Source organism: Bradyrhizobium sp. F1.13.3 (assembly GCF_040548265.1).
GTDB lineage: Bacteria > Pseudomonadota > Alphaproteobacteria > Rhizobiales > Xanthobacteraceae > Bradyrhizobium.
In genome coordinates, this window is sequence record NZ_JBEPRI010000035.1 from 15,031 (window position 1) to 37,562 (window position 22,532).

13 protein-coding genes and 2 pseudogenes are annotated in these 22,532 nt (G+C 58.5%); 13 read left to right on the forward strand and 2 right to left on the reverse strand.

What is annotated here, in order from left to right:
- Window positions 1-637 precede the first annotated feature (637 nt).
- Window positions 638-1,698 (reverse strand): annotated as a pseudogene (locus ABIB66_RS43795) (cytochrome-c peroxidase).
- A gap of 2,591 nt (window positions 1,699-4,289) precedes the next feature.
- Between ABIB66_RS43795 and ABIB66_RS42035 the strand changes: the two are divergent.
- Window positions 4,290-4,547, forward strand: a complete 258-nt coding sequence (locus ABIB66_RS42035; RefSeq protein WP_354259733.1) for a helix-turn-helix domain-containing protein — start codon at window positions 4,290-4,292, stop codon at window positions 4,545-4,547.
- Window positions 4,548-4,652: 105 nt separating this feature from the next.
- Window positions 4,653-5,888: pseudogene (locus ABIB66_RS42040) on the forward strand (IS701 family transposase); the annotation flags it as partial.
- A gap of 213 nt (window positions 5,889-6,101) precedes the next feature.
- Here the strand turns inward: ABIB66_RS42040 and ABIB66_RS42045 are convergent.
- Window positions 6,102-6,503 (reverse strand): hypothetical protein, encoded by a 402-nt coding sequence (locus tag ABIB66_RS42045; RefSeq protein ID WP_354259736.1) that lies wholly within the window; start codon window positions 6,501-6,503, stop codon window positions 6,102-6,104.
- Between the two features lie 1,006 nt (window positions 6,504-7,509).
- Here ABIB66_RS42045 and ABIB66_RS42050 point away from each other — a divergent pair.
- The 11 genes from ABIB66_RS42050 (at window position 7,510) to ABIB66_RS42100 (ending at window position 22,343) form a co-directional block, all read left to right on the forward strand.
- Window positions 7,510-9,060, forward strand: coding sequence for a S10 family peptidase (locus tag ABIB66_RS42050; protein WP_354259756.1), 1,551 nt, complete (start codon window positions 7,510-7,512; stop codon window positions 9,058-9,060).
- A 1,399-nt stretch (window positions 9,061-10,459) separates the two neighbouring features.
- A complete protein-coding gene (nifD, locus tag ABIB66_RS42055) occupies window positions 10,460-11,962 on the forward strand; it encodes a nitrogenase molybdenum-iron protein alpha chain (protein ID WP_275173689.1) in 1,503 nt (500 codons plus the stop codon).
- A gap of 80 nt (window positions 11,963-12,042) precedes the next feature.
- On the forward strand, window positions 12,043-13,602 hold the full coding sequence (nifK, locus tag ABIB66_RS42060) for a nitrogenase molybdenum-iron protein subunit beta (protein ID WP_354259759.1): 1,560 nt from the start codon (window positions 12,043-12,045) through the stop codon (window positions 13,600-13,602).
- A 120-nt stretch (window positions 13,603-13,722) separates the two neighbouring features.
- A complete protein-coding gene (gene nifE / locus ABIB66_RS42065) occupies window positions 13,723-15,366 on the forward strand; it encodes a nitrogenase iron-molybdenum cofactor biosynthesis protein NifE (RefSeq protein WP_354259762.1) in 1,644 nt (547 codons plus the stop codon).
- 9 nt (window positions 15,367-15,375) lie between these two features.
- Entirely contained in the window at window positions 15,376-16,755 is a 1,380-nt protein-coding gene (nifN, locus tag ABIB66_RS42070; protein ID WP_354259740.1) for a nitrogenase iron-molybdenum cofactor biosynthesis protein NifN, read from the forward strand.
- 20 nt (window positions 16,756-16,775) lie between these two features.
- Window positions 16,776-17,171: a nitrogen fixation protein NifX gene (gene nifX / locus ABIB66_RS42075; protein WP_275173687.1), complete on the forward strand. Its 396-nt coding sequence runs from the start codon at window positions 16,776-16,778 to the stop codon at window positions 17,169-17,171.
- Between the two features lie 10 nt (window positions 17,172-17,181).
- Window positions 17,182-17,652 carry a NifX-associated nitrogen fixation protein gene (locus ABIB66_RS42080; RefSeq protein WP_354259743.1) on the forward strand — a complete coding sequence of 157 codons (471 nt, stop codon included), beginning with the start codon at window positions 17,182-17,184 and terminating at the stop codon, window positions 17,650-17,652.
- A 7-nt stretch (window positions 17,653-17,659) separates the two neighbouring features.
- On the forward strand, window positions 17,660-17,860 hold the full coding sequence (locus tag ABIB66_RS42085; protein ID WP_148740541.1) for a CCE_0567 family metalloprotein: 201 nt from the start codon (window positions 17,660-17,662) through the stop codon (window positions 17,858-17,860).
- 13 nt (window positions 17,861-17,873) lie between these two features.
- Window positions 17,874-18,158 (forward strand): ferredoxin III, nif-specific, encoded by a 285-nt coding sequence (fdxB, locus tag ABIB66_RS42090; RefSeq protein WP_354210996.1) that lies wholly within the window; start codon window positions 17,874-17,876, stop codon window positions 18,156-18,158.
- 163 nt (window positions 18,159-18,321) lie between these two features.
- Complete coding sequence (locus ABIB66_RS42095; RefSeq protein ID WP_354259747.1) at window positions 18,322-20,424, forward strand: prolyl oligopeptidase family serine peptidase; 2,103 nt, start codon at window positions 18,322-18,324, stop codon at window positions 20,422-20,424.
- Window positions 20,425-21,224: 800 nt separating this feature from the next.
- Window positions 21,225-22,343, forward strand: a complete 1,119-nt coding sequence (locus tag ABIB66_RS42100) for a TlpA disulfide reductase family protein (protein WP_354259750.1) — start codon at window positions 21,225-21,227, stop codon at window positions 22,341-22,343.
- Window positions 22,344-22,532: the final 189 nt, after the last annotated feature.

Genomic DNA, 22,532 nt, shown 5'->3' on the forward strand with positions numbered 1-22,532 from the left:
CGGCGATGCCGATCGAAGGCATTAACGGTCGATGCTAACCACAGCTCTACTTTTCATTTATCCATCGCGTGGATGCGTCCCATCACAACAATCTATTTTACCTCCCTTACGGAATGTCATAGGAGATTGGCGCCTTGGCACGATCTTCGGGAAGATAATCGAGCGTTGCTGGTGTTGGGGATGCCAAATGCTGCTGCGCGACGGCAAGCGGCCGCTTGAGTTTCAGAGCGCCGCGGCGCCCAAGCCGCTTGCGCGAAGGATCCTAGCTCGATCAAGGCACTGCCTTGCCAACCGGACGCGGGGAGTGGTGGGCAAGTCCTGAAGTGTCCCACTGGAGGGGAAGGCAAGCGGCTCCAGATTTTGCGCGGAGGCGATATCCGCTTCTCGTTGTTTGACGGCGAATGCCCTTGCCGTAAATCGAGCGCCGGTAGTCCTCCCTACCGACGAAAGCTGGTGCGATGCGTAAAGCAGCGTCGCTCCTGCGTGACTTTCGCCCGGCCTCCCGAGTAGGCCGGGCGCTTTTTTATAGGCCCGGCTATGAGTGACGGCACGGGATCATTCATTTTGACGTCATTGCGCGACCCCGGGTACGTGCATGGCATCTGCTACACCAAGCATGAGGCCGGTGCTGTTAATCCTATCTGTCTATGGAAGGCTTTGGCCTCGTGTTCGTACGCGTGGTTAGTGTCGGATACTTGATCTTAGGTACCCGCCCGGTCAGCGAATACAGAGACGCTACGATATCGTTCTGTTCCTCATCGCTAAGCTTGACGCCGAGCTGGATTTCACTCATCAGGGCAACAGCTTGCTTCACGCTCCAAACTTGGCCCGAATGGAAGTAAGGGGCTCGCAACGCAACGTTCCGCAAGGGCGCCGCGCGGAAGACATATTCGTCACCGGCCGCCTTGGTGACCGCGAACCAACCCTTATCGGCGGCTCGGAAGCAGGCTTGCGTCAGGCTTTTTCTTCACGCCGAATGGGAAGTAGGCGTGTCCACCGATGTTGATTTCCTTGTGACAAGCGGGCATCCGTTCTCTATAAACAGCGCCAACCCTGAACTTCTGCTGATCATGCAGAGCATGTGTATTGCCCTCCAGATACTGATCGAATGGGCGCCGCAGGTGAAATGAGAGTCGCTTCATTAGCCTCGATTGCCTTCATAGTTTTCAAAGGTGACCGGTCTCGCATCGTTCGGGAAGGCATTTTTGACCAAGGCGACATAGCTGGCCATTGAGTTCAAGCTGTCGAGCACATGATTCGGAGTCGCACTCATTTCGGCACTTGCCTGCACAGGGCCGGTGGCTTGCGCCTTCAGGTCCGCCGCGCGTCCGTCCCAGAATGGCGCCACATTGAACACCGCGTTGTAGACGGTTGGGGCCCGACGTAAGCCGACCTTCCAGACGTGACCGACTGAGGTCGGACCGGGATCGACTCCGCCGGTGCCGAGATTGCGGCACGTGTTGCAGCTAATGATCTCGCTTGCCGATAGCCGCGGATCGAAGAACAGCATCTTGCCAAGCTCGACCTTTTCATGTGTGACTGAATTGGCGCAGGAATGACTGAGGGGATCGGATGGAAGATCTGCTTGGCGGTTCTCAGCAGATTATCGTCCGCGTTAGCTGCTGGCGACATCAACAGCACAATCGCCAAAACAGATGCTTCGGCCACAAGCCGAAGCTTCCGGATCGATTTGTTCATAAACCCACCTCATCAGCTCTGGTTGTTATCAAGGAAACAGTCGACACCGAGGCCACCCCCCGTTCTTTTCAATGGGTCGGCGCAGTATGCACCGCATCCTCTGAAAGCGAGGCGCCATCAAACTTGCGATTTCGAGATGCTCGCTGCCGGCGTGCGCCCACGAGGGTGGCTTGGCCCTTATTTGATTCGCGAGTTCGCTTTGAGCTAGATCACGACGTTCGTGTTGTAGATCAGACTAGCGCCTCAACCTTCGGCGTGATGATCGATCTGACAACAACGGGTGTGCCGCAAAGTGTAAGCTGTCCGGTGGCCGCATCGGTGCTCCATCAAGCGATTGGGTAGCCAATACGCTCCGGCGAAGTTGATCGTATACGTCTTACCCGCTGGTCGCGCTCAGCGCTCACGGTGTGGCTGGACAATAGCAACCGCCATGCCCAGTTGGATCTGACATGCAGGCTGCTGATTTAGTTGCGGAGCGAGTCCGGGCGAACAAGCAACGTCGGATGTCTTGGCTTGATGAATACATGCAGTGTCACAGATGCGACAAGCGCCGGTCCCGGCGAGACATCATCGCACAGAGAGTTTTGTATTGAGATCGAATTGCCAGCTTGTGGGCCGAACGCGGAAACAGCGGTAATGTCTACGCAGGTTTGGCTAGGCACTGAGCCAAGGCGCCCGGCGGTACGTATCGCTCACGATTTCGCCTGCCGACTGAAGCCTCTCCGAATCATATCCGGGCCGCTCCGGGGCGCCGCCGCCGCGAAATCCCCCTCCTTTGTAGCGGGCCAGCTCCAGGCCTGAACATGGCTTGCCTTCCACCTGAGATTCGCTGGCATGACAATTGCCGTTCTCAAATCAGAAAGGCGCGTTGCCCAGAGCTTGACGGGTGCGACGGTCCGACCAGTCGGATACCCCCATTCGACACCAGCTTAAGTCACCGGCCTGACACCGGATCAGGCCGGGTGTTGGTTGGAACAAAATAAACCACTTCGCCCCACTGACGGGCGAGTGGCAGCTTTTGAAGTCCTGCGCGCTGATGGCAAAAGCCGCTGAACTTCTGCAGAAGCAACCCTCACTTCGTGCCCTTGCGTTGAACGACTGCGATACAAGAGGACATGCTGGGAGGAGATCGTAACAGATGGCCAGGTCGTGACATGTCATCGGCGTCTTCCCCGGAACGACGTGATTGACCAGTTGTCCATGGTTGGTTCAGGTTGAATATGGTATGCGCGATGGCTTCGATTGACGATCGCTTGAATGAGATCAGATACGTGCGGAATGAAATTTGGCGCTGTCGCAGAAGGCTTCAAGGTGAGCTGAGTGATCTCGAGCGTAAGGTCCTCGAAGGGCGTCTGCTGGAGCGGCAGTCTGCCTTCGACCGGCTCCTGGCGACCACGTTTCCTTTTACATTGACACTGTGAAAAAAATTTCGGGACCTGTGCCGCGGGGCATTGGCGCGGAAATGGCATCCGACCGCAGAACGCCTTTGCCCGCGTCAGGAACGTAGCGCTCCGGCGCCGCGGGCCGTCGCGCCCCTCATGGCCGCCGCCGAGCTGAAAGGGTCGGTCCATAGCCTTGGTTCACCGACGTGCTGGCCCGCTGCGCGCCGTGAACGCGAATAATGAAATCGTTCGGGCACCCATCCAAGGGCCGTCGCCGGGGATTCCGATCGCCTCGTTTCTGCGACACCGCTGTCACCGTGAGTAGCTTTCATCCGACAGAGCGATCGAAGAAGCTTGAATCGGCCGTAGCGTCAGATTGTACAGAGCAGGCGAACGATATTCCAGACCAGGTGCAGCCGAATGATAAGGCCCGTTTTCGCTTTTGTATTATGTTCCGCTCTCGAGTTGTTCGGGCCAAGCACGGGCGCGGTTGCGGACACAAGGCGGTACGCGTGCACGATCACCGCCGCCGATCGAGAGCAGGTCGGAGTTCGGAATGAGCGGGTCATTCTCAGCGTTCAATATGGCTGCCGGAACGCGGGTGTTCTCTTGAGCGACGCGGGGATCACAGCAGTGTCGGTCAGCGAGTGGGCTGCTGACAAAGGGTCATACTTGGCTTCCCTGGAATTTCACTGCGCGCTGGAGGGAGTTGCAATTGGACAACTCTCAGAGGCGACCAGCTTCTCTATCATGGAAGGCGAGCAAGGCATTGGGGTCGCAACTTCCGGCACGACAGTATTCAAGTTCGCATCTGGCTCATTGGCAGCCCTTTCAGGGAAGACCCTTAAATTCACGACCAAACCCACTGGCCCACGTAGCTTCGAATTGGAGTTCACAGATTGGCCAGAATCTCTTCTCTAGAAGTGAACTCGTGTCTTACGCTGTTTTCCGCGGGCGCTCGGACGCACGAAATACGCCTATGTACTGTCCTCCAAGGCGAGCACACCCGCAACAAGTCAAGCTAAGACTCCGAAGGCACTCGAGCGCTATAGATCTTTCAAGAACACCCTCACCCGAGCCGATCAGCAGCTCTTTAAGGCGCTGATCAGCATCAGGGACGAACTGGTCTCGCAGAAGGGGCATCTCTTCGGCAGCGCCTGCGCGACACTGAAGCTATCGACGAGGAACAGACGCAGCCCGATGATGAGCATGAAGAAGAAGCTGCCGGCCCACAGCCGGGGCTCCAGCAACATTTTTGCTGATCTCGGTCTGGCGAACGCCCAGGAGCACCAACTCAAGGCAGCACTTGTCGTGCAACTGAAGCGGTTGATGGCGGAGCGGGAGATCACTCAGACCGAAGCCGCCAGGCTGGTGGTCGAGAAGCAGCCCAACCTGCCCAGGATCCTTCGCGGGCCGTTCAGGCTGGTTTCTGTGGTAAAACTGCTGCGTATGCCGACAGCGTTCTAGTGTTACGCAGGTCGCGGGCGTTGTCCTGTGAGAATCAGTTAGCGGTTGAGATTCAGCATCGGCAACGGGGGCTGATATGGATCTCCGGACATCAGGCGGCAGTGAATCGCGATTGTCGGAGGACTTGTGAGCGTGATCGGACATGCGGAAAGGGGCCGGCCCTTGTTTGATTATTGCATCGGCTTCAATCTTGCCGGGGGAGCCGCCGATGGCAGCGGTGACAGCACCTGATCGGACGTCGGCGCAGCATCAGTTGCTGCTGCACTTCGTCGGCCAATCGCCTTGGTCCGACGAGGGTGTTTTGGCCAAAGTGGGCGAGATGGCACTGCCGGCGATGGAGCGCCGTGGACCGATCGAAGCGTGGATCATCGATGACACCGGCTTTCCCAAGAAGGGAGCGCATTCGGTCGATGTGGCGCGTCAATATTGCGGACAGCTCGTCAAGCAACATAACTGCCAAGTCGCGGCGTCCCTGTCGCTTGCCAATCACCACGCCAGTCTGCCGGCGATGTATCGTCTTTATCTACCGCAGGATTGGGCAGCAGATAACAAGCGTCGGCACAAAGCGGGCGTGCCCCAGGAGATCAGCTTTATCCAAGAGATCGCACTTGAGCAGATCGAACGGCCTGCAGAGCCGGGCTTACTCGCGGCGTGGTGCTGATGGATGCCGGATATGGCTGCAACACAGACCTGCGGACCAGCATCAGCGCGTTGGGGTTGACCTATGTGGCCGGTATCTTGCCAAACACCACGGTGTGGACATCCGACACGGCGCCGCTGCCGCCAAAAATGTGGTCGGGCAAAGGGCGACCACCAAAGCTGCTCCGCCGCGACCACAAGCATCAACCGATTTCGGTCAAGGAGCTTGCTGTTTGCCTTCCTAAGGGGGTCTGGCGCACGATCGAGTGGCGAGAGGATGCGGCCGAGCGGCTATCGTCGCGCTTCGCCCGCGCGCGCGTTTGCGTCGCGCATCGAGATTTCCAGCTCACCGGAAGCCGACCGGATGAATGGCATTTGATCGAATGGCCAGAAGGTGAGAACGAGCCGACCAAATACTGACTTTCAACGTTGCCGGAAAAGATCACTTTCGGAAAGCTAGTCGATCTAGCCAAGCTGCGATGGCGCATCGAGCGCGATTATCAGGATCTCAAACAAGAGGTCGGGCTCGGATATTTCGAAGGGCGAGCTTGGCGTGGCTTCCACCACCACGCTACGCTGTGCATCGCGGCCTACGGATTCCTGGTCTCCGTGAGGGAGACGATTCCCCCCTCGGGATCTCGTTCCGCTAGGCCGTTCAAGAAACTTGCGGTTTCGAACGGTTACCGACCCAGAGGCTCCGCCACTAAGACCCGAACGTCACATCCCGAACTCGGTTCCGACCATGCGGCGACGAATGATCAGTGCCATCGCCCAGAACCTCTCACGCTGTCCCTGTTCCATTCGGCAATCGAAGGTCCAGCGCGGTTTCATAGCGAACCTCAAGAACCTGGCGGCGTGCTCATGGTTTCTTAGTTTTGAGCCAACAACGCCGCATGGATTGTAGCTATCCACGCCTCAAGCCAAGCTGAATACGCCGGAGAAGACTGGCAGCTCATATCGGGCGACAATATTGTTGAAGCGAACATGGGTATCTATCAGCTCTTCGAGATCGAACGAGAATGGAATGCCCATTCGCTTTACGACGAACGGTGTCAACACCGTCGGAGCAGGTGCTACGCCGATCTTCGCCAATTCTTCCAATCCATTAATGGTGTTCTCTGCAGCCTCAATTCCGGCCAGAAGGCAGCCTCCGGCTCCGAACCGACCAAACACGCCGACTGCGTCGGTAAAGATCGCCATGTACTCTTCAAAAGTGTATTCGCCCTTCAGGCCACGGATACACTTTTTTCGCATTCCGGCGTCGATGATATCCTGCAGTCCATCCTTGCTGGCCGATGCGCGCGCACGAGTTGTCATCACTTCCCAGTCCCTCAGTTGTGACGTGAAACGTGTGCCACGGTGGTCGCAATTTACTCCAGCGATTTCATGACGGCCGTGATCGCAATAGATTGTTCGGCACTTATAGGCAATCGGCGTGCCCCAAGAGATGCTGCGCGAGCCGTTGACGAAACGATGCGTTTTGCACTGCGCCAACGTAGAACCGAGTCTCGGTGTCGGGTCTCTGCCATAAACGTATCAAACTGAACAGTGCTGAACGCGACAACAAGGAGCGTTCATCGATATCGAAGCCTGGAGCATCGTTTCCTTTTAAGAACTTCAACAACTCGATGGCTGTATAACGGTTGAGGCGTTTGCCGATGACGGAAGCCCGAGCCTGGATCTGGCTTTATGAGGAATGACTATACGATACGATATTCGATGCGAGACGAATGGCTGGACGGTTTACTACATCCGCAGGTTTTGCTGCGCTGATCAATGACGTCGCCCAATAGCCTTCACCTGGAAGACCCGACGACCTGGCCGATCTGTTGAATCACCTACAATCAGAGTAAGCCTACGTCAGCAGTCACAAAGGGCTTCGCGGGCGCCGCGATTTTCGCTCTGGTCGCCGCCCTTTGGTGTGGCGGAGGATAAACGTGTATCGACGGGAGCTCCCACGGGTCTTCGAACCTCGCGACTTTGTCCAGTATTCATCATCGCGAGACGCGTATTTCCAGAATTTGAGAAATCGCTGTCGGAGATCCCTGAAAACTGAAGCAGTTCCCGCGACATCGAGCGGGACTTCCGATGTCGACGAAGGCCTTGGCCATGCCGTGAAGGCCGAGCGCGTTGAGCTGATCAGCGGTCAAGCCGCCAATCGGGGCGATTGGCGATGGTGGGGGCATATGGATCTGCACCCGCCGACGGTGACAACTGCTGACTCTAGTAGGTTTGTTGTTCCCACGCATGAGCTAATGACTAGGTCGTTTTGACAGACACGCCTCGCGCATCAACAGTGCAAGCCCTGCACAGGAGACCCTCTATGTCGTCGACCGCACTGCGCAGCAGCTCTCTTGCGTTGATTCTTTTTGCCAGCGGGATCATGGGGAGCGCGCAGGCAGACAATCCGCCGCCGCCCGCCAATGCCACGACGCCGGCCGGCCAGAACGGCGGCCCCGGCGAACGCGCCGGCCAAGCGCCGAGTACGCCGTCGGCCGCCGAGCAGCATCGCCTGCCGCCGGACTCCAGCACCAGGCAAACGCTCGATCTCCCTGGGCGGACGCTCTCTTTCATCGCGACCGCAGGCTCCATCCGCCTGTTCGACGAGAAGGGCGAGCCGGAGGCCGACATCGTCTATACCTCCTATCAGCTTGACGGTACCGATCGCGGCACGCGCCCGGTAACGTTCTTCTTCAACGGAGGACCGGGCTCATCATCGGCCTGGCTGCAGCTCGGCAATGCCGGACCGTGGCGGCTGCCGATCAATGCAGACGAGGTCACGCCATCCACTTTTCCGGAGGTGAGGCCAAACGCGGAGACTTGGCTCGATTTCACCGATTTGGTGTTTATCGACCCTGCAGGCACAGGCTATAGCCGTTTCGTGGGGACCGGCGATGATGTGCGCAAGCGGCTCTTTTCAGTTGACGGCGACGTCAACGCGCTCGCGCTGGTGGTCCGTCGCTGGCTCGAAGAGCATGACCGGCTGTTGTCGCCGAAATACATCGTGGGTGAAAGCTATGGGGGCATTCGCGGGCCAAAAGTTGTGCACCAGTTGCAGATGCGGCAGGGCATAGGAGTCAAGGGTCTGATAATGGTCTCGCCACTCTTCGACTACGGCCAATTTGCCAGCACTGGCCTGCTGCAATACATCGCAACACTGCCGAGCTATGTCGCGACCCTGCGTGAAGCCGAGGGTCCGGTAAAGCGAGCGGATCTCGCCGACGTGGAAGCTTATGCACGCGGAGAGTTTCTGATCGACCTCATCAAAGGTCAGGCGGACAGGGAAGCGACCACGCGTCTGGCCGACAAGGTCGCGGCGCTGACCGGCATCGATCAGGCGGTGAGTCGCAGGCTCGCGGGCCGCTTCGACCTCGCCGAGTTTCGCCGTGAGTTCGACCGTAAGAACGGCATGTTAATCGGCAGATATGACGCCTCAGTGCGTGGCCTCGATCCGTTTCCGGACTCGGATTTCCATCTTTCCGGCGATCCGTCGAGCGACACGCTGCTCGCACCTCTGACCAGCGCCACTGTCGATCTGCTTACGCGCAAGCTAAACTGGCGGCCAGACGGCTCCTATGAGCTAGTCAACAGCGCGGTCAGGCGGGCTTGGGATTTCGGCCGCGAGCCTCCGGAGTCGCTCTCGGAGCTGCGCCAGATTCTCGCAACGGACCCGAAGATGAAATTGCTAGTCGGGCACGGCCTGTTTGACCTCGCCACGCCTTATCTCGGATCACAGATCGTGCTCGACCAATTGCCGCCATTTGCCTCAGCACCGCGCGTCAAACTCGTAGTCTTTCCAGGCGGCCACATGTTCTATTCACGAGATGGCTCGCGCTACGCGTTTCGTGCAGAGGCCGAAGCGATTATGAAGTAACCCGCACCGCGAACTAGGTCCCAAGCATGCTCGTGTTCGCACGAGCATAGTTACAGATGAAGCTGCTCATGGCGCCGGCTTCGAGATGTAAGTTCATGGTTCCCCCGGCTTTGGTTATGGATTGGGGGAACCTACTTCTTTTCACTTGTGCCGCATCATTGTTGCCGACTCGGGTGAGGTTTGCCTTCCCGACTCTGCGCGGTGCTGGAAAACGGCTTCTTGAGTGTTCCTATCTGCCCCGGTCAAGGGGGAATGTCCAAGTCATCGACGGTTGGCTGGGCGGTCTGACGAGTGACGAGATCGTAGATTCGATAGCCCGGGTGCCGGTTTCGCTGTGAATTGGAATTTCCTGCTAGCAATCCAATATGGCTCGGGCAATCGAAGTCATGCAGCTGCTTCGTCAGCGTGGTCTACAAACCCCGACGATCGCCTGCGGCTACGGGCCGACCTTTCACCTGGATGAGTTACTGAACGCTGGGTTCGACGTCGTGGTCCTCGGCGGGCCGAAGAAACTGTCTGCGAGTTGAGCGAGCACTCGCATTCGGTAAACTGGACCTCTCCGACATTCAGGGATCAGCTACGAACACGGCGGCAAGATCGTTCGTAGCGGGCGCAGGCCAGCGGTCGCGGACCTTGACGCCATACCTTTAGCCGCGACACGATCCGCGCTTCACTTGAACGGCGGAGCGCTGTGCCCGTGCTTTCGTCACCCGGCTGCGCGGCCCACTGCACGTTCTGCGTTCTGCTCGATCGGTGCCTTTGCGAAAGTATCGGATGGTTCGCATTGGAGGCAGCGTTCGATCGAACACTTCGTCGACAAGTTGGAGCAGGTTAGCCGATCTTCGGCGGCGTCGATTCCCGGAGAGCGCAACTGATTGTTTTGTTTCGGACAGGCCGTTGGCGGGGACGCCTGTCGGTGTCTGAAAGGGTCAGGTTTCTAACAATCCGCATCCTGCCAACTATCTAGCTCTACAGATGTGGGTTTTTGTATTCAACCAGCGCTGGCACACTCATTGCAAACCCCTGCGCAGGAGGCGGCTGTTAGCCCTTTGCAACAACATGCAGAGAGACACGCCCCTGATGGCAGGCAGTGAGTAAAGAAAGCCGATATGACCACCCGCTGGAGAGTAGGCATGACTTCACCGAGACGCATCTTGGTCAGCGATCCCGTCGATAAATCAACAGCGTCACACACACCGCGCTCGCAAGCGCTCAGCCGAGATGAACTACAACATCGTGAACGACCGCTGCCGCATGATCCAGAAGGCCGCGAAGTTGCGATCAGTCGGACCGGTCACGGGGATTGCACGCCTTACACCTGAATGCCGGACCGGAAATCCCTCGGTCTACCAGAAACGCGTCGCTTCATGATCTGAGGCGACAATCAAAGGAAAGTTCTATGAGCCGAGCAACTACCCAGAGCGTCGCTGAGATCAAGGCGCGCAACAAGCAGCTAATCGATGAGGTGTTGAAGGCGTACCCAGAGAAGACCGCCAAAAGGCGCGCCAAGCATCTCAGTGTTCACGAGGCGGGGAAGTCGGATTGTGGCGTCAAGTCGAATATCAAGTCCATTCCGGGCGTGATGACCATCCGTGGCTGCGCCTACGCAGGCTCCAAGGGCGTGGTCTGGGGCCCGATCAAGGACATGATCCACATTAGCCACGGTCCGGTCGGCTGTGGTCAGTACTCATGGGGCTCACGGCGCAACTACTACGTCGGCACGACCGGCATCGACACCTTCGTGACACTGCAGTTCACCTCCGATTTCCAGGAAAAGGATATCGTGTTCGGCGGCGATAAAAAGGTCACGAAACTCATCGATGAGCTCCAGGAGCTATTTCCTCTCAACAGGGGCATTACCATTCAGTCCGAATGTCCGATCGGCTTGATCGGCGACGATATCGAGGCGGTCTCCAGAGAAAAGTCAAAGGAATATGGCGGCAAGACCATCGTGCCTGTGCGGTGCGAGGGCTTTCGTGGCGTGTCACAATCGCTCGGCCATCACATCGCGAACGATGCAGTTCGAGATTGGATCTTTGACAAGAGCGCCCCAGAGGCCAGCTCTAAATTTGAGCCGACGCCATATGACGTTGCGATTATCGGCGACTACAACATCGGCGGCGATGCCTGGTCGTCACGGATCCTGCTCGAAGAAATGGGCCTGCGCGTCATCGCCCAGTGGTCCGGGGATGGATCGCTCGCTGAATTGGAGGCGACGCCGAAGGCGAAGCTCAACATATTGCATTGCTATCGCTCGATGAATTACATCTCACGGCACATGGAAGAAAAATTCGGAATTCCCTGGTGCGAGTACAACTTCTTCGGCCCTTCCAAAATCGCGGAGTCGTTGCGCAAAATTGCAAGCTTCTTCGACGATAGGATCAAAGAAGGCGCCGAGCGCGTCATCGAGAAATATCAGCCGCTTGTCGACGCGGTGACCGCGAAGTACCTGCCGCGGCTCGAAGGCAAGACCGTAATGCTGTTCGTCGGCGGCTTACGTCCTCGCCATGTCATTGGCGCCTACGAGGACCTCGGCATGGATGTTGTCGGCACAGGCTATGAGTTCGGGCACAACGATGACTACCAGCGCACCGCTCAGCACTACGTCAAAGATGGCACACTGATCTACGACGATGTCACCGGATACGAATTCGAGCGCTTCGTCGAAAACATCCGGCCAGACCTCGTAGGCTCCGGTATCAAGGAAAAATACGTCTTCCAGAAAATGGGCGTGCCGTTCCGTCAAATGCATTCCTGGGACTACTCGGGTCCTTACCACGGCTACGACGGCTTCGCGATCTTCGCCCGCGACATGGACATGGCGATCAATTCCCCGATCTGGGGGAAGACCACGGCACCTTGGAAGGACGCTCCGCGGCCGAGCCTCATGGCGGCGGAATAGGAACGCTGACGTTCTGCCCTTTCTTCCGCGGAGGAGGGGAAGGGCAGGAGAACGAACACAAGAACCTAAAGGTTGCCATGATGACGCAGAACGCCGAACACATACTCGACCACTCTGAGCTTTTCCGGGGAGACGAATACCAGCAGATGCTGGCCAATAAGAAGGCGCTGTTTGAGAATCCGCATGATCCCGCCGAAGTCGACCGTATCAGAGAATGGTCCAAGACGCCCGAATACCGCGAGAAGAACTTTGCCCGCGAGGCGCTAACGGTTAATCCGGCGAAGGCTTGCCAGCCGCTAGGTGCGGTGTTCGCCGCGCTCGGGTTCGAGCGCACACTGCCGTTCGTCCACGGCTCACAGGGCTGCGTCGCGTACTATCGCAGCCATCTGTCACGGCACTTCAAGGAGCCGACCTCGTGCGTCTCCTCGTCCATGACGGAAGACGCGGCCGTGTTCGGCGGGCTCAACAATCTTACCGACGGGCTTGCCAACAGCTACAACATGTACAAGCCGAAAATGATCACGGTCGCGACGACCTGCATGGCGGAAGTCATCGGCGACGACCTCAACGCCTTCATCAAAACATCCAAGGAAAAAGGTTCAGTCCCCGCGGACTACGATGTACCATTCGCTCACACTCCTGCATTCGTCGGCAGCCACGTTACCGGCTACGACAACACGCTCAAGGGCATCCTCGAGCATTTCTGGGACGGCAAAGCCGGCACGGCGCCAAAACTCCAGCGCAAGGCGAACAACACGATCAACTTCATCGGCGGCTTCGACGGCTACACTGTCGGCAACATGCGTGAGATAAAGCGCATATTCGAGCTGATGGGGATCGGCTACACCATTCTCGCGGATAACAGTGACGTATTCGATACCCCCACTGACGGCGAGTTCCGCATGTATGATGGCGGCACCACGCTGAAGGATGCCGCGGACGCAGTCCACGCGAAGGCAACCATCTCTATGCAGCAGTATTGTACGGAGAAGACCTTGGCCTTCGTCAAGGGGCACGACCAAGAGGTCGTCGCCTTCAATCACCCCCTGGGCGTCGGCGCCACGGACGATTTCCTGATGACGCTGTCGCGTATCACCAACAAGGCAATTCCAAATGCGCTGGAGCGGGAGCGCGGGCGTCTGGTAGATGCAATGGCTGACTCTAGCGCGCATGTTCACGGCAAGAAGTTCGCGATCTACGGCGATCCCGACCTCTGCTATGGCCTGGCCGCATTCTTGTTGGAGCTCGGCGCTGAGCCCACCCACGTGCTCTCGACGAACGGGGGTAAGGGCTGGGAGAAGAAAATGCAGGCGCTGTTCGCGAGCTCGCCGTTCGGTAAAAACTGCCGCGCCTTCCCGGGCAAGGATCTCTGGCACATGCGTTCGCTCCTGTTCACAGAGCCGGTCGATTTCCTGATCGGAAACACCTACGGCAAATATCTCGAGCGTGACACTGGAACACCGCTAATCCGCATCGGGTTTCCGATCTTCGATCGCCATCATCACCATCGTTATCCAGTGTGGGGCTATCAGGGCAGCATGAATGTGCTGGTCAAGATTCTCGACAAGATCTTTGATGAGATCGATAGAAAAACCAGCTCGGTCGGTAAGACAGACTACAGCTTCGACATCATACGCTAAGGCGAGCGCCCCCGCCTCATCGTCCGCAGGAACAGCGGCGCTGTGGCGGGGATCACAGGTTATCCGCCAGCCATCCTCTCTTGGTCTGTGCGGCGTCTTGACATCCCCGAAAGAGACACCATGACTTCGCTTCGCACGACCATACTGGACGTCTTTAACGAACCGGGCTGCGCCAGGAACGCGAGCAAGTCGAACATCGAGCGCAAGAATGGATGCACCAAGCAGCTGAAGCCGGGCGGCGCCGCCGGCGGGTGTGCCTTCGATGGCGCCAAAATCGCACTGCAGCCCTTCACCGATGTCGCCCATCTTGTGCATGGTCCAATCGCCTGTGAGGGCAATTCCTGGGACAATCGCGGTTCAGCCTCCTCCGGCTCCGATCTGTGGCGCAGAAGCTTCACCACTGATATGAGCGAGACCGACGTCGTGTTCGGCGGCGAGAAACGGCTGTACAGGGCAGTCAAGGAGATCACAGAGAAATACGACCCACAGGCCATCTTCGTCTACCAGACGTGCGTGCCCGCGATGATCGGTGACGACATCGATATGGTCTGCAAGGCGGCCTCCGCCAAATTCGGCAAACCGGTCATTCCCATCAATGCACCGGGATTTGTGGGGTCGAAGAACCTTGGTAACAAGCTCGCAGGCGAAGCACTGTTGGAGCACGTCATCGGTACCGGAGAGCCCGATTACACCACTCCGTATGATATCAACATCATCGGCGAATATAACCTGTCCGGCGAGCTCTGGCAGGTCAAGCCGCTGCTCGATGAGCTCGGAATTCGTATCCTGTCGTGCATCTCCGGGGACGGCAAGTACCGCGAGGTCGCTTATTCGCACCGAGCCAAAGCCGCGATGATGGTCTGCTCAAAAGCAATGATCAACGTCGCACGCAAGATGAGGCAGCGCTACGGCATCCCGTTTTTTGAAGGCTCTTTCTACGGTGTTGAGGATTGCAGCGGTTCACTGCGCCAGATCGCGCGCATGCTAATCGAACGTGGCGCGCCGGCTGAGCTGATGGAACGAACGCAAGCCCTGATCGCACGCGAAGAGACCAAAGCCTGGACTGCGATCGAACGTTTCAAGCCGCGCTTTGCCGCCAAGAGGGTCGTTCTCATCACCGGTGGCGTGAAATCCTGGTCGATGGTGGCCGCTTTGCAGGAGGCTGGGCTCGAAATCGTCGGCACGTCCGTGAAGAAATCGACCGAGGAGGACAAGGAACGTATCAAGGAATTAATGGGCCAGCACGCCCACATGATCGAGGACATGTCACCTCACGAGATCTACAAGATGCTCAAGGACGCAAAAGCTGACATCATGCTTTCGGGCGGCAAGTCGCAATTCGTCGCACTAAAGGCGGCGACGCCATGGCTAGATATCAACCAGGAGCGCTGCCACGCCTATATGGGCTATGTCGGGATTGTCAAGCTCATGGAGGAGATCGAGAAAGCGCTCTACAATCCGATATGGGATCAGCTCCGCCAAGGCGCGCCCTGGGATGAGTTCAATTGGAAGCTTCAGGCAGAGACGATTGCGCAGATGGATGGGCAAGCCGTTGATCGAGTTCGGAGCGCGAAGACGAACGGCGTCAAGACGATAAGTTTCTCCAACAACAGTGAGATCGGCGATGGTGAGCGCGCGAGTGCGGCGCATGGGCCGAACCTCGTCGCGCCCGGCAAGCCGTGCACCAATTCCACCGCAAGGGTCCCGGCCTGTAAGGACACTCTTTCCGATCTCCAGCCCCCGGCGCTGCAGGCGGCGGAGTAGGAGAACTACATGGCGATCGTCACTGCCTCGAAGAAAGCCTGTTCTGTCAATCCGCTCAAGATGAGCCAGCCGATCGGCGGCTCATTTGCCTTCATGGGCCTGCGCGGGGCGATGCCGCTCTTGCACGGTCCGCAAGGTTGCGCCTCTTTCGGGCTGACGCTGTTCGTGCGCCATTTCAACGAAGCCGTGCCGATGCAGACGACCGCTATGAACGAGGTTGCGACCGTGCTCGGCGGTCTCGAGAATCTCGAGCAGGCGATTCTCAACATCTACAATCGCGTCGGGCCCGAGATCATTGGTATCAATTCGACTGGCGTCACCGAGACCAACGGCGATGACGTCGAGGCCTTCATCCGGTTGATCCGGCAGAAGCATCCGCAGCTCGAAGCGCTTCCCCTTGTCTACGTCTCGACGCCCGATTTCAAGGATGCCTTTCAGGATGGCTGGGGCAAAACAGTGGCGCGGATGATCGAGGTGCTCGTGGCTCCCGTCGACGCAGCGAGACCGCGCGATGGCTCCCGCGTCAACGTGCTACCTGGCTGCCATCTCACGCCCGGCGATCTCGACGAGCTTCGCACGATCTTTGAGGATTTTGGGCTCAAGCCCTCCTTCCTGCCGGACGTTGCCGGTTCGCTGGATGGCCACATCCCCGACGAATTCACGCCGACCACGATCGGCGGCATTGGGATGGACGAGATCGCGACCATGGGGCAGGCGGCCTGGACGATCGCGATCGGCGCGCAAATGCACCGTGCGGCCGAGATCATGCGGGCGCGGACAGGCACGCCGTTCCGTCTGTTCGAGCGGCTCTGCGGCCTTATTCCAAGTGACGAATTCATCGCGTTTCTGAGCGAGATCAGCGGCCGGTCGGTGCCCTCGAAATATCGCCGGCAGCGTGGACAGCTGGCAGACGCCATGCTGGATGCCCATTTCCATATCGGCGGCCGCAAGCTCGCGATCGGCGCCGAGCCGGACCTGTTATTCGATCTCTCCAGCTTCCTTCACGAGATGGGGGCGCAGGTAACGGCTGCGGTGACGACGACGAACTCACCGGTGCTCCAGCGGGTCAGGACCGAGGACGTCCTGATCGGCGACCTGGAGGATCTTGAGGAGCTTGCCAGGTCACGTGACTGCGACCTCTTGATGTCGCATTCACACGGTCGCCAAGCCGCTTCGCGACTCAATGTTCCGTTCCGGCGGGTGGGCTTTCCGATGTTCGATCGCCTTGGCGCTGCGCACCTCACGACCGTTGGCTATCGCGGCACGCGTGATCTGATCTTTGATATCGCCAATCTGATCATCACCGACCGCGAAACCAACCATGGGCCGACGCCCGACACCTGGCCATCACCTGCGGTGACCTGCAGGTCCATGCCCCAGTCGTATTGAGCAGGAAGAGAAAAAAACAGATGAAAGTTGCATTCGCCACTCAGGACTTGAAGCACGTCGATGCGCACTTCGGCTGGGCCAAGAACATCGTGATCTACGAGGTCGACCCGGATGGGCATCGGTTTATTGAGGCGATCCAGTTCGGCGGTGACCTCACGGAAGACGGCGATGAGGATAAGCTGGCGCCGAAGATCCAGGCGATCAGAGACTGCGCAATCCTCTATGTTGCGGCGATTGGCGGCTCGGGTGCTGCGCGAGTCGTCGCGAGCAACATCCATCCGATGAAGGTGCTGCAACCAGAGCCCATCGACGACCTTTGCGTCAAACTCGTGACCGTGCTGAAGGGGTCGCCGCCGCCCTGGCTGCGGAAGCTGCTCACCAAAAGCTCGGAACGTACGGTGGATTTCGAAGCCTGAAGGAAAGAGGATGCCCGATCGGTCTGAAATCACTCCAGCCGTCCCCGCGGCAGAGCGGCCATTTCTCAAAGAGCTCATCAAGATCTGGCGCGCCCAGGACACCCACGGCGCCTGGGAGGGCAAGAAGGACCTCGACCTGCTAGACCCCTACATTCTGGACAAGCGCAAGCGCCGTGCGCTGCCGATCGTTGGCAATCCCGACCCCGACACGATATGGCGACTGCAGTTGTTCTTTGACGCCATTGCGCTCTCGATCGAGAAGGCGACGGGCGTGATGATTTCGCCAATGCTGAAGATGCATCATGAAGGGTTCGGTCGGATCGTGCTGATCGGGGGCCGGCTCGTTGTCGTGAGCAAGCAGCTACGGGACGTGCATTGCTTTGGTTTCAACAGTCTGTGTCATCTTGCCGACCAAGGCGACGAAATCATCAATAGTGGTGTTGAGATGATCCGCGAGTTCCCGGAAGTGGCGAAATATTGAGGCAAGTATGAGCGATGTTGAAAGCCTGAAAGCGGAAATAAAGAAGCTGTCGGCCAAAGCGACCCAGGCCAAGATGGACCTCCACGACCTCTCCGAGGAACTGCCCGTCAACTGGACCGCGATCCTGAGCGTGGCGCAGAAGGCCCACGACGCCTTCAGCGAGCTCGAAAGCAAGCGCCAAGATCTCCAGGCGCTTCACAAAGCATAACGGACCTCAAGCCATGTCATTCAGCACCCGCGACGGCCGCGATTGGAGGCCGGACTACCTGGTTTGGATCGATCCAAACAAGTGCATCGGCTGCGGCCGCTGCTACAAGGTCTGCGGCCGCGAGGTCATGACGCTGAAGGGCCTGAGCGAGGACGGCGAGATGGTCGATCTCGATGAGGACGACGAAGAGGTCGAAAAGAAGATCATGGTGATGAAGGACGAGGGGGCTTGCATCGGCTGCGGCGCCTGCGCACGGGTCTGCCCGACAAACTGTCAGACCCACGCGCCAGCTGCTTGAACCCACTCTTCTCTCGCTATGAACAGGGGTGGTTTGTCAAAGACAAAGTGTCTGTCAGAGACAAAGGTAGTTCGGGAGATCCGGCATCGCGCCGACGACATGTACGGCGCGAAGCCTTGAACCCTGTCGAGAGTGCGCGTCAATGCTAAGCTTGGAGTGAATCATGGTCAAAAAAGGTGTGCCGTTGAAGTCGCGGATTGAAAGGCCAACGGCCTCGACTCCAGATGATGATCCCTATCTATGGTTGGAAAAGATCGAAGGCGGACGGGCGTTGAACTTCGTCGAGCGGCAGAATAGCAGAACGCTGCGGGTGTTCGGCGGAGCGGCCGCGGGACGAGATCGCGATGCGTTGACCGCGATTTACGATCGGGCTGACAGGATCCCCTATGTCAGGCGCCGCGGCAGCCATCTTCACAATCTCTGGAAGGATGCCACCAACCCGCGCGGGCTGTGGCGGCGGACAACAACGGCGGAGTTTCGAAGACCCGATCCGGCGTGGGAGATCGTGCTGGATATCGACCAGCTTGCAGCAAGCGAGCGCGAAGATTGGCTACTGAGCTCGACAAGCTCACTGCCGGGAAGCCCGCGGAACATCTTAAGCCTGTCACGCGGCGGCAGCGATGCCGTCACCTTGCGGGAATTCGACGCCGACACGAGGAGCTTCGTCGCGGACGGCTTTGCGATGCCGGAAGCCAAGGGCGACGTCGACTGGCTCGACACGGACACGCTGCTGCTGTCCAGCGCCCATGGCGAGGGCATGGTCACGAGCTCCGGATATTCGAGGACCGTTCGCCTGTGGTGTCGTGGCGAATCTGTGGATCGGGCAGAAGTGATCTTCGAGACCGCGGCTGATCACATGCGCGTCTTTGGCCGCGCGGACCATACCAGCGTGGTCCCGCGTACCTGGATCATCGATCGGATCGACTTCTTCAACCACCGGATCTGGCTGCGCGATCACGCCGGCACCACCACGAAACTCGCGCTTCCGACCGGCATCTGGATGCAGGCTCATGGCGACTGGTTTGCGATGAAGCTGCGCCAGCCCTGGTCGACGGGAGGTCGAACCTATGCCACCGATGCCGTCCTCGGCATCTCGCTTTCGGCTTTCCTTGCGGGCAGCCGCGACTTTTCGCTCCTGTTCGAGCCCGGACCGCGGCGCGCATTGCAGGACTTGTTCTGGACTGCCGGCAGACTGGTGCTCTCGATCCTCGACGAACTTAAGCCGCAATTTCAGATCTGCACGCCATTCGCCACGGGCTGGAGCCGCGCGATACTCGGCGGGCTTCCCGAAATCGGCCTGGTCGACGTCTGGCCGCTCGATTGTCATCCGTCTGAGAGCAACGGCGACCTGCTCGCCGAAGTGCAGGACCCGCTCACGCCGCCCTCGCTGCTGTTGATCGAGCGTGGCGTCGAAAGTCCTGTCGTGTTGAAGCAGGCATCGAAGACCTTCACCGCCGATGGCCTGGTAGTGACGCAGCATGAGGCGATCTCGATCGATGGCGAGCATATCCCGTATGTGCAGACCGGCCCGGCAGGCGAAACCGGCGATGCGCCGGTCTATATGACCGCCTATGGCGGCCTCGGTCGCTCGGTGAAACCATATTACAGTTCGTCGCTCGGCAAGCTGTGGCTGGAGCGCGGCGGCACCGTTGTGCAGGCGAATTTGCGCGGCGGCGGCGAGTTCGGCACGCGATGGCACGAGGCTGGCCGGCTCGCCGGCAAGAAGCTGTCGCATGACGATTTCGCAGCTGTTGCCGCCGATCTCATCCGCCGCGGTGTCACGAAAGCGAAACGGATCGCAGCCAAGGGCGGATCGAACGGCGGCATCCTTATTACCAACATGCTGACGCGATACCCGGAACGTTTCGGCGCGCTGTTCTGCACCGTCCCGCTGACCGACATGCGCCGCTACACCAAGCTGCTTGCCGGCGCGAGCTGGATCGCGGAGTATGGCGACCCCGACAAGCGTGAGGACTGGGAATGGCTGAAGACCTATTCCGCCTATCACAACGCAAAGCCGGGCCAGCCCTATCCGCCAATCCTGATCGCCACGAGGCGGCGGGACGACCGCGTCCATCCCGGACATGCGCGCAAAATGGCCGCAAAGCTCCAGGCGATGGGCTATGAGGCTTATTTCTACGAGCCGGCGGCGGGCGGTCACGGCCGCGGCAAAGACAACAAGGAGCGCGCCGGCCTCGACGCGCTGGGCTTTGAATTTCTGAAGAGCAAGATTGGCTGGCAGGAGGGGGAGGCGTCAGGCAGCTAACGCAATTGCCAAATGACGTTCGTACGATATCGACCAGAGCGAGGGCGATCTGAGCGGCGTCCAGAACTCCCGCGCGACCGATTCGAGATCCTGCGCGCTTGAACCAACGCATGGTGGAGTTAGTGTCTTACCGGGACTTTGTTAACGACGTTTCTCTTCACCAACTCTATCACCTCACGTGCTTGCTGTATCTCAGCCAGGTACTGCGCGTGATCTTCCAGGACCGTGACTGGACTGCGTCTTGTCTGCTTCTTGTCTGCCCTTTGGAATGTATCCTCACAAAAGCTCGCGATTTAAAGTTCGAATTGCCTTTTGTACGTTCCGCAGGCGCTCAATTCGGCGACGGGATTATCTTCCAGCAGCCGCGGCCGCGCTTTCTTTAAGAAGCAGGTCAGACGGGCAGAGCGAGCGAGGCTCATACTAACAGCTATTTGCCGATGCCGCGCGCCGGCGATTACGGCAGCGATCATCAAAACGCCAGGAGCGATCATCATGATGGGCGGGGCACAAACCCCGCGGCCCGAAGCGCACGACCCGCGTCCGATGTCTGACATCGAACGAGACCGTTAGCTACAAACGCGCGTCGTGTCGAGCCGCCGAGGCAATCTTAGACCGAATCAGGCGCGTGATGTTCGTTGCTGGCGTTGGCACGGCCATTGCTGCTGAGATTGAGCGCGGTGTCAGGCGGAGTGCATGCAGACGTGCTCTCTCGTTCATTGAACTCGGGCTGCGTTTCTTAGAGACAGACGAGCTTGCGCAAACATTCGCGTGAAGGTTTGGGAATAGCTTTGGAGAACAACATGATTCTTCGTATGGAGTCGCCAGCTCCTCCGATCAGGGTGGAAAGCTGGGTACGTGGCGAGCCCCTCACCAACTTTAAGCTGGGTACGCTGTATATTGTCGAGTTTTGGGCGACTTGGTGCGGCGGATGTGTGGCGGAGATGCCCCATCTCGCGCAGCTGCAAGAGAAATACGACGATAGCGCAATTGAGGTCATTGCAGTTGCAGCTTCCGAGCGAGGCTCAACGGCCGAGGAGGCGCGAACAAACTTGGATGCGTGGTTGACCAAGAAAGGCGCCAAGCTGAACTTTCGGATTGCGTTCGATTACGCTGGAAAAATGAAGAAGTCTTGGATGGCGCCCAGCCTTTCCAGCACTATCCCCACTTCATTCGTCATCGACCGTGACGGTCGCGTCGCCTTTATCGGTCACCCGATGCAACTGTATGACGTGTTTCCAACAATCGTAAATGGCACCTGGCGCACCAGCGATGAAGCCAAAGCAGCGGATGCTGAGCGAATCGCTGAAGCAGAATCTGAAATGCGCGAGAAAGCCCGGACGCAAGCATTCTGGGGCAAAATTGGACTGGCGCTGAAGGCGAAGGATTCGTCGACGGCGCTTTCGGCCGCTAAAGAGGGCGTCGCAATCATGCCGGACGACATCAACGTTCACCTAGTTCATGAGGATCTAGCCCTGCACAAAATCCATGACATGCAGACGGGATTACCCGTTATGCGTCAATTGGCTCGCGATGCGATCGAAAAACAATCCGAGTTGTGGAGGGTGCAAGCGATCCGCCAACTCTCTAATCCAGCGGAGAAGAACTCTGATGTCCCGCATTCTGATCGCTTTGCGATTGGCAAGGACTTGGCCGAACACATCCTCGCGCTGGACTCTCCAGAAGGCTGGGCCGGCCGCAAGTTTCTGTCCTATGTGGCGGTCGCCCAGTATTGTTTCGAATGCGGCGACAACGATCGTGCGGTCGAGTTAGCTGAGTCGGCGGTGAAGTCGCTGGACGATCCGAAGCCAATGCCGGCTGAACAGAAGGCGCACTACCTGCGGCTGTTGCTTGCGGCCTTGGCCAAGTACGAGGATGAGGAGGCAAAGCCGTTCTCGGGGACGAAGAACGCCTTGGTCTGAATTCTTGGCCTGACTTTAAGAAAATGCGGCTCGCGAGCGGACGAGCGGTGACCCAGAAAGCGGGTGCCGCGGAACGCCCAAGGTGCGCCGAAGATGGCGGTGAGGCAGCTTGCCGCATGGAGAGGACGAGGACATGAACGGGTCGCAAGTCGAGCGCGGAAACATCGTGGCAGAGCAACTGTCGGCGAC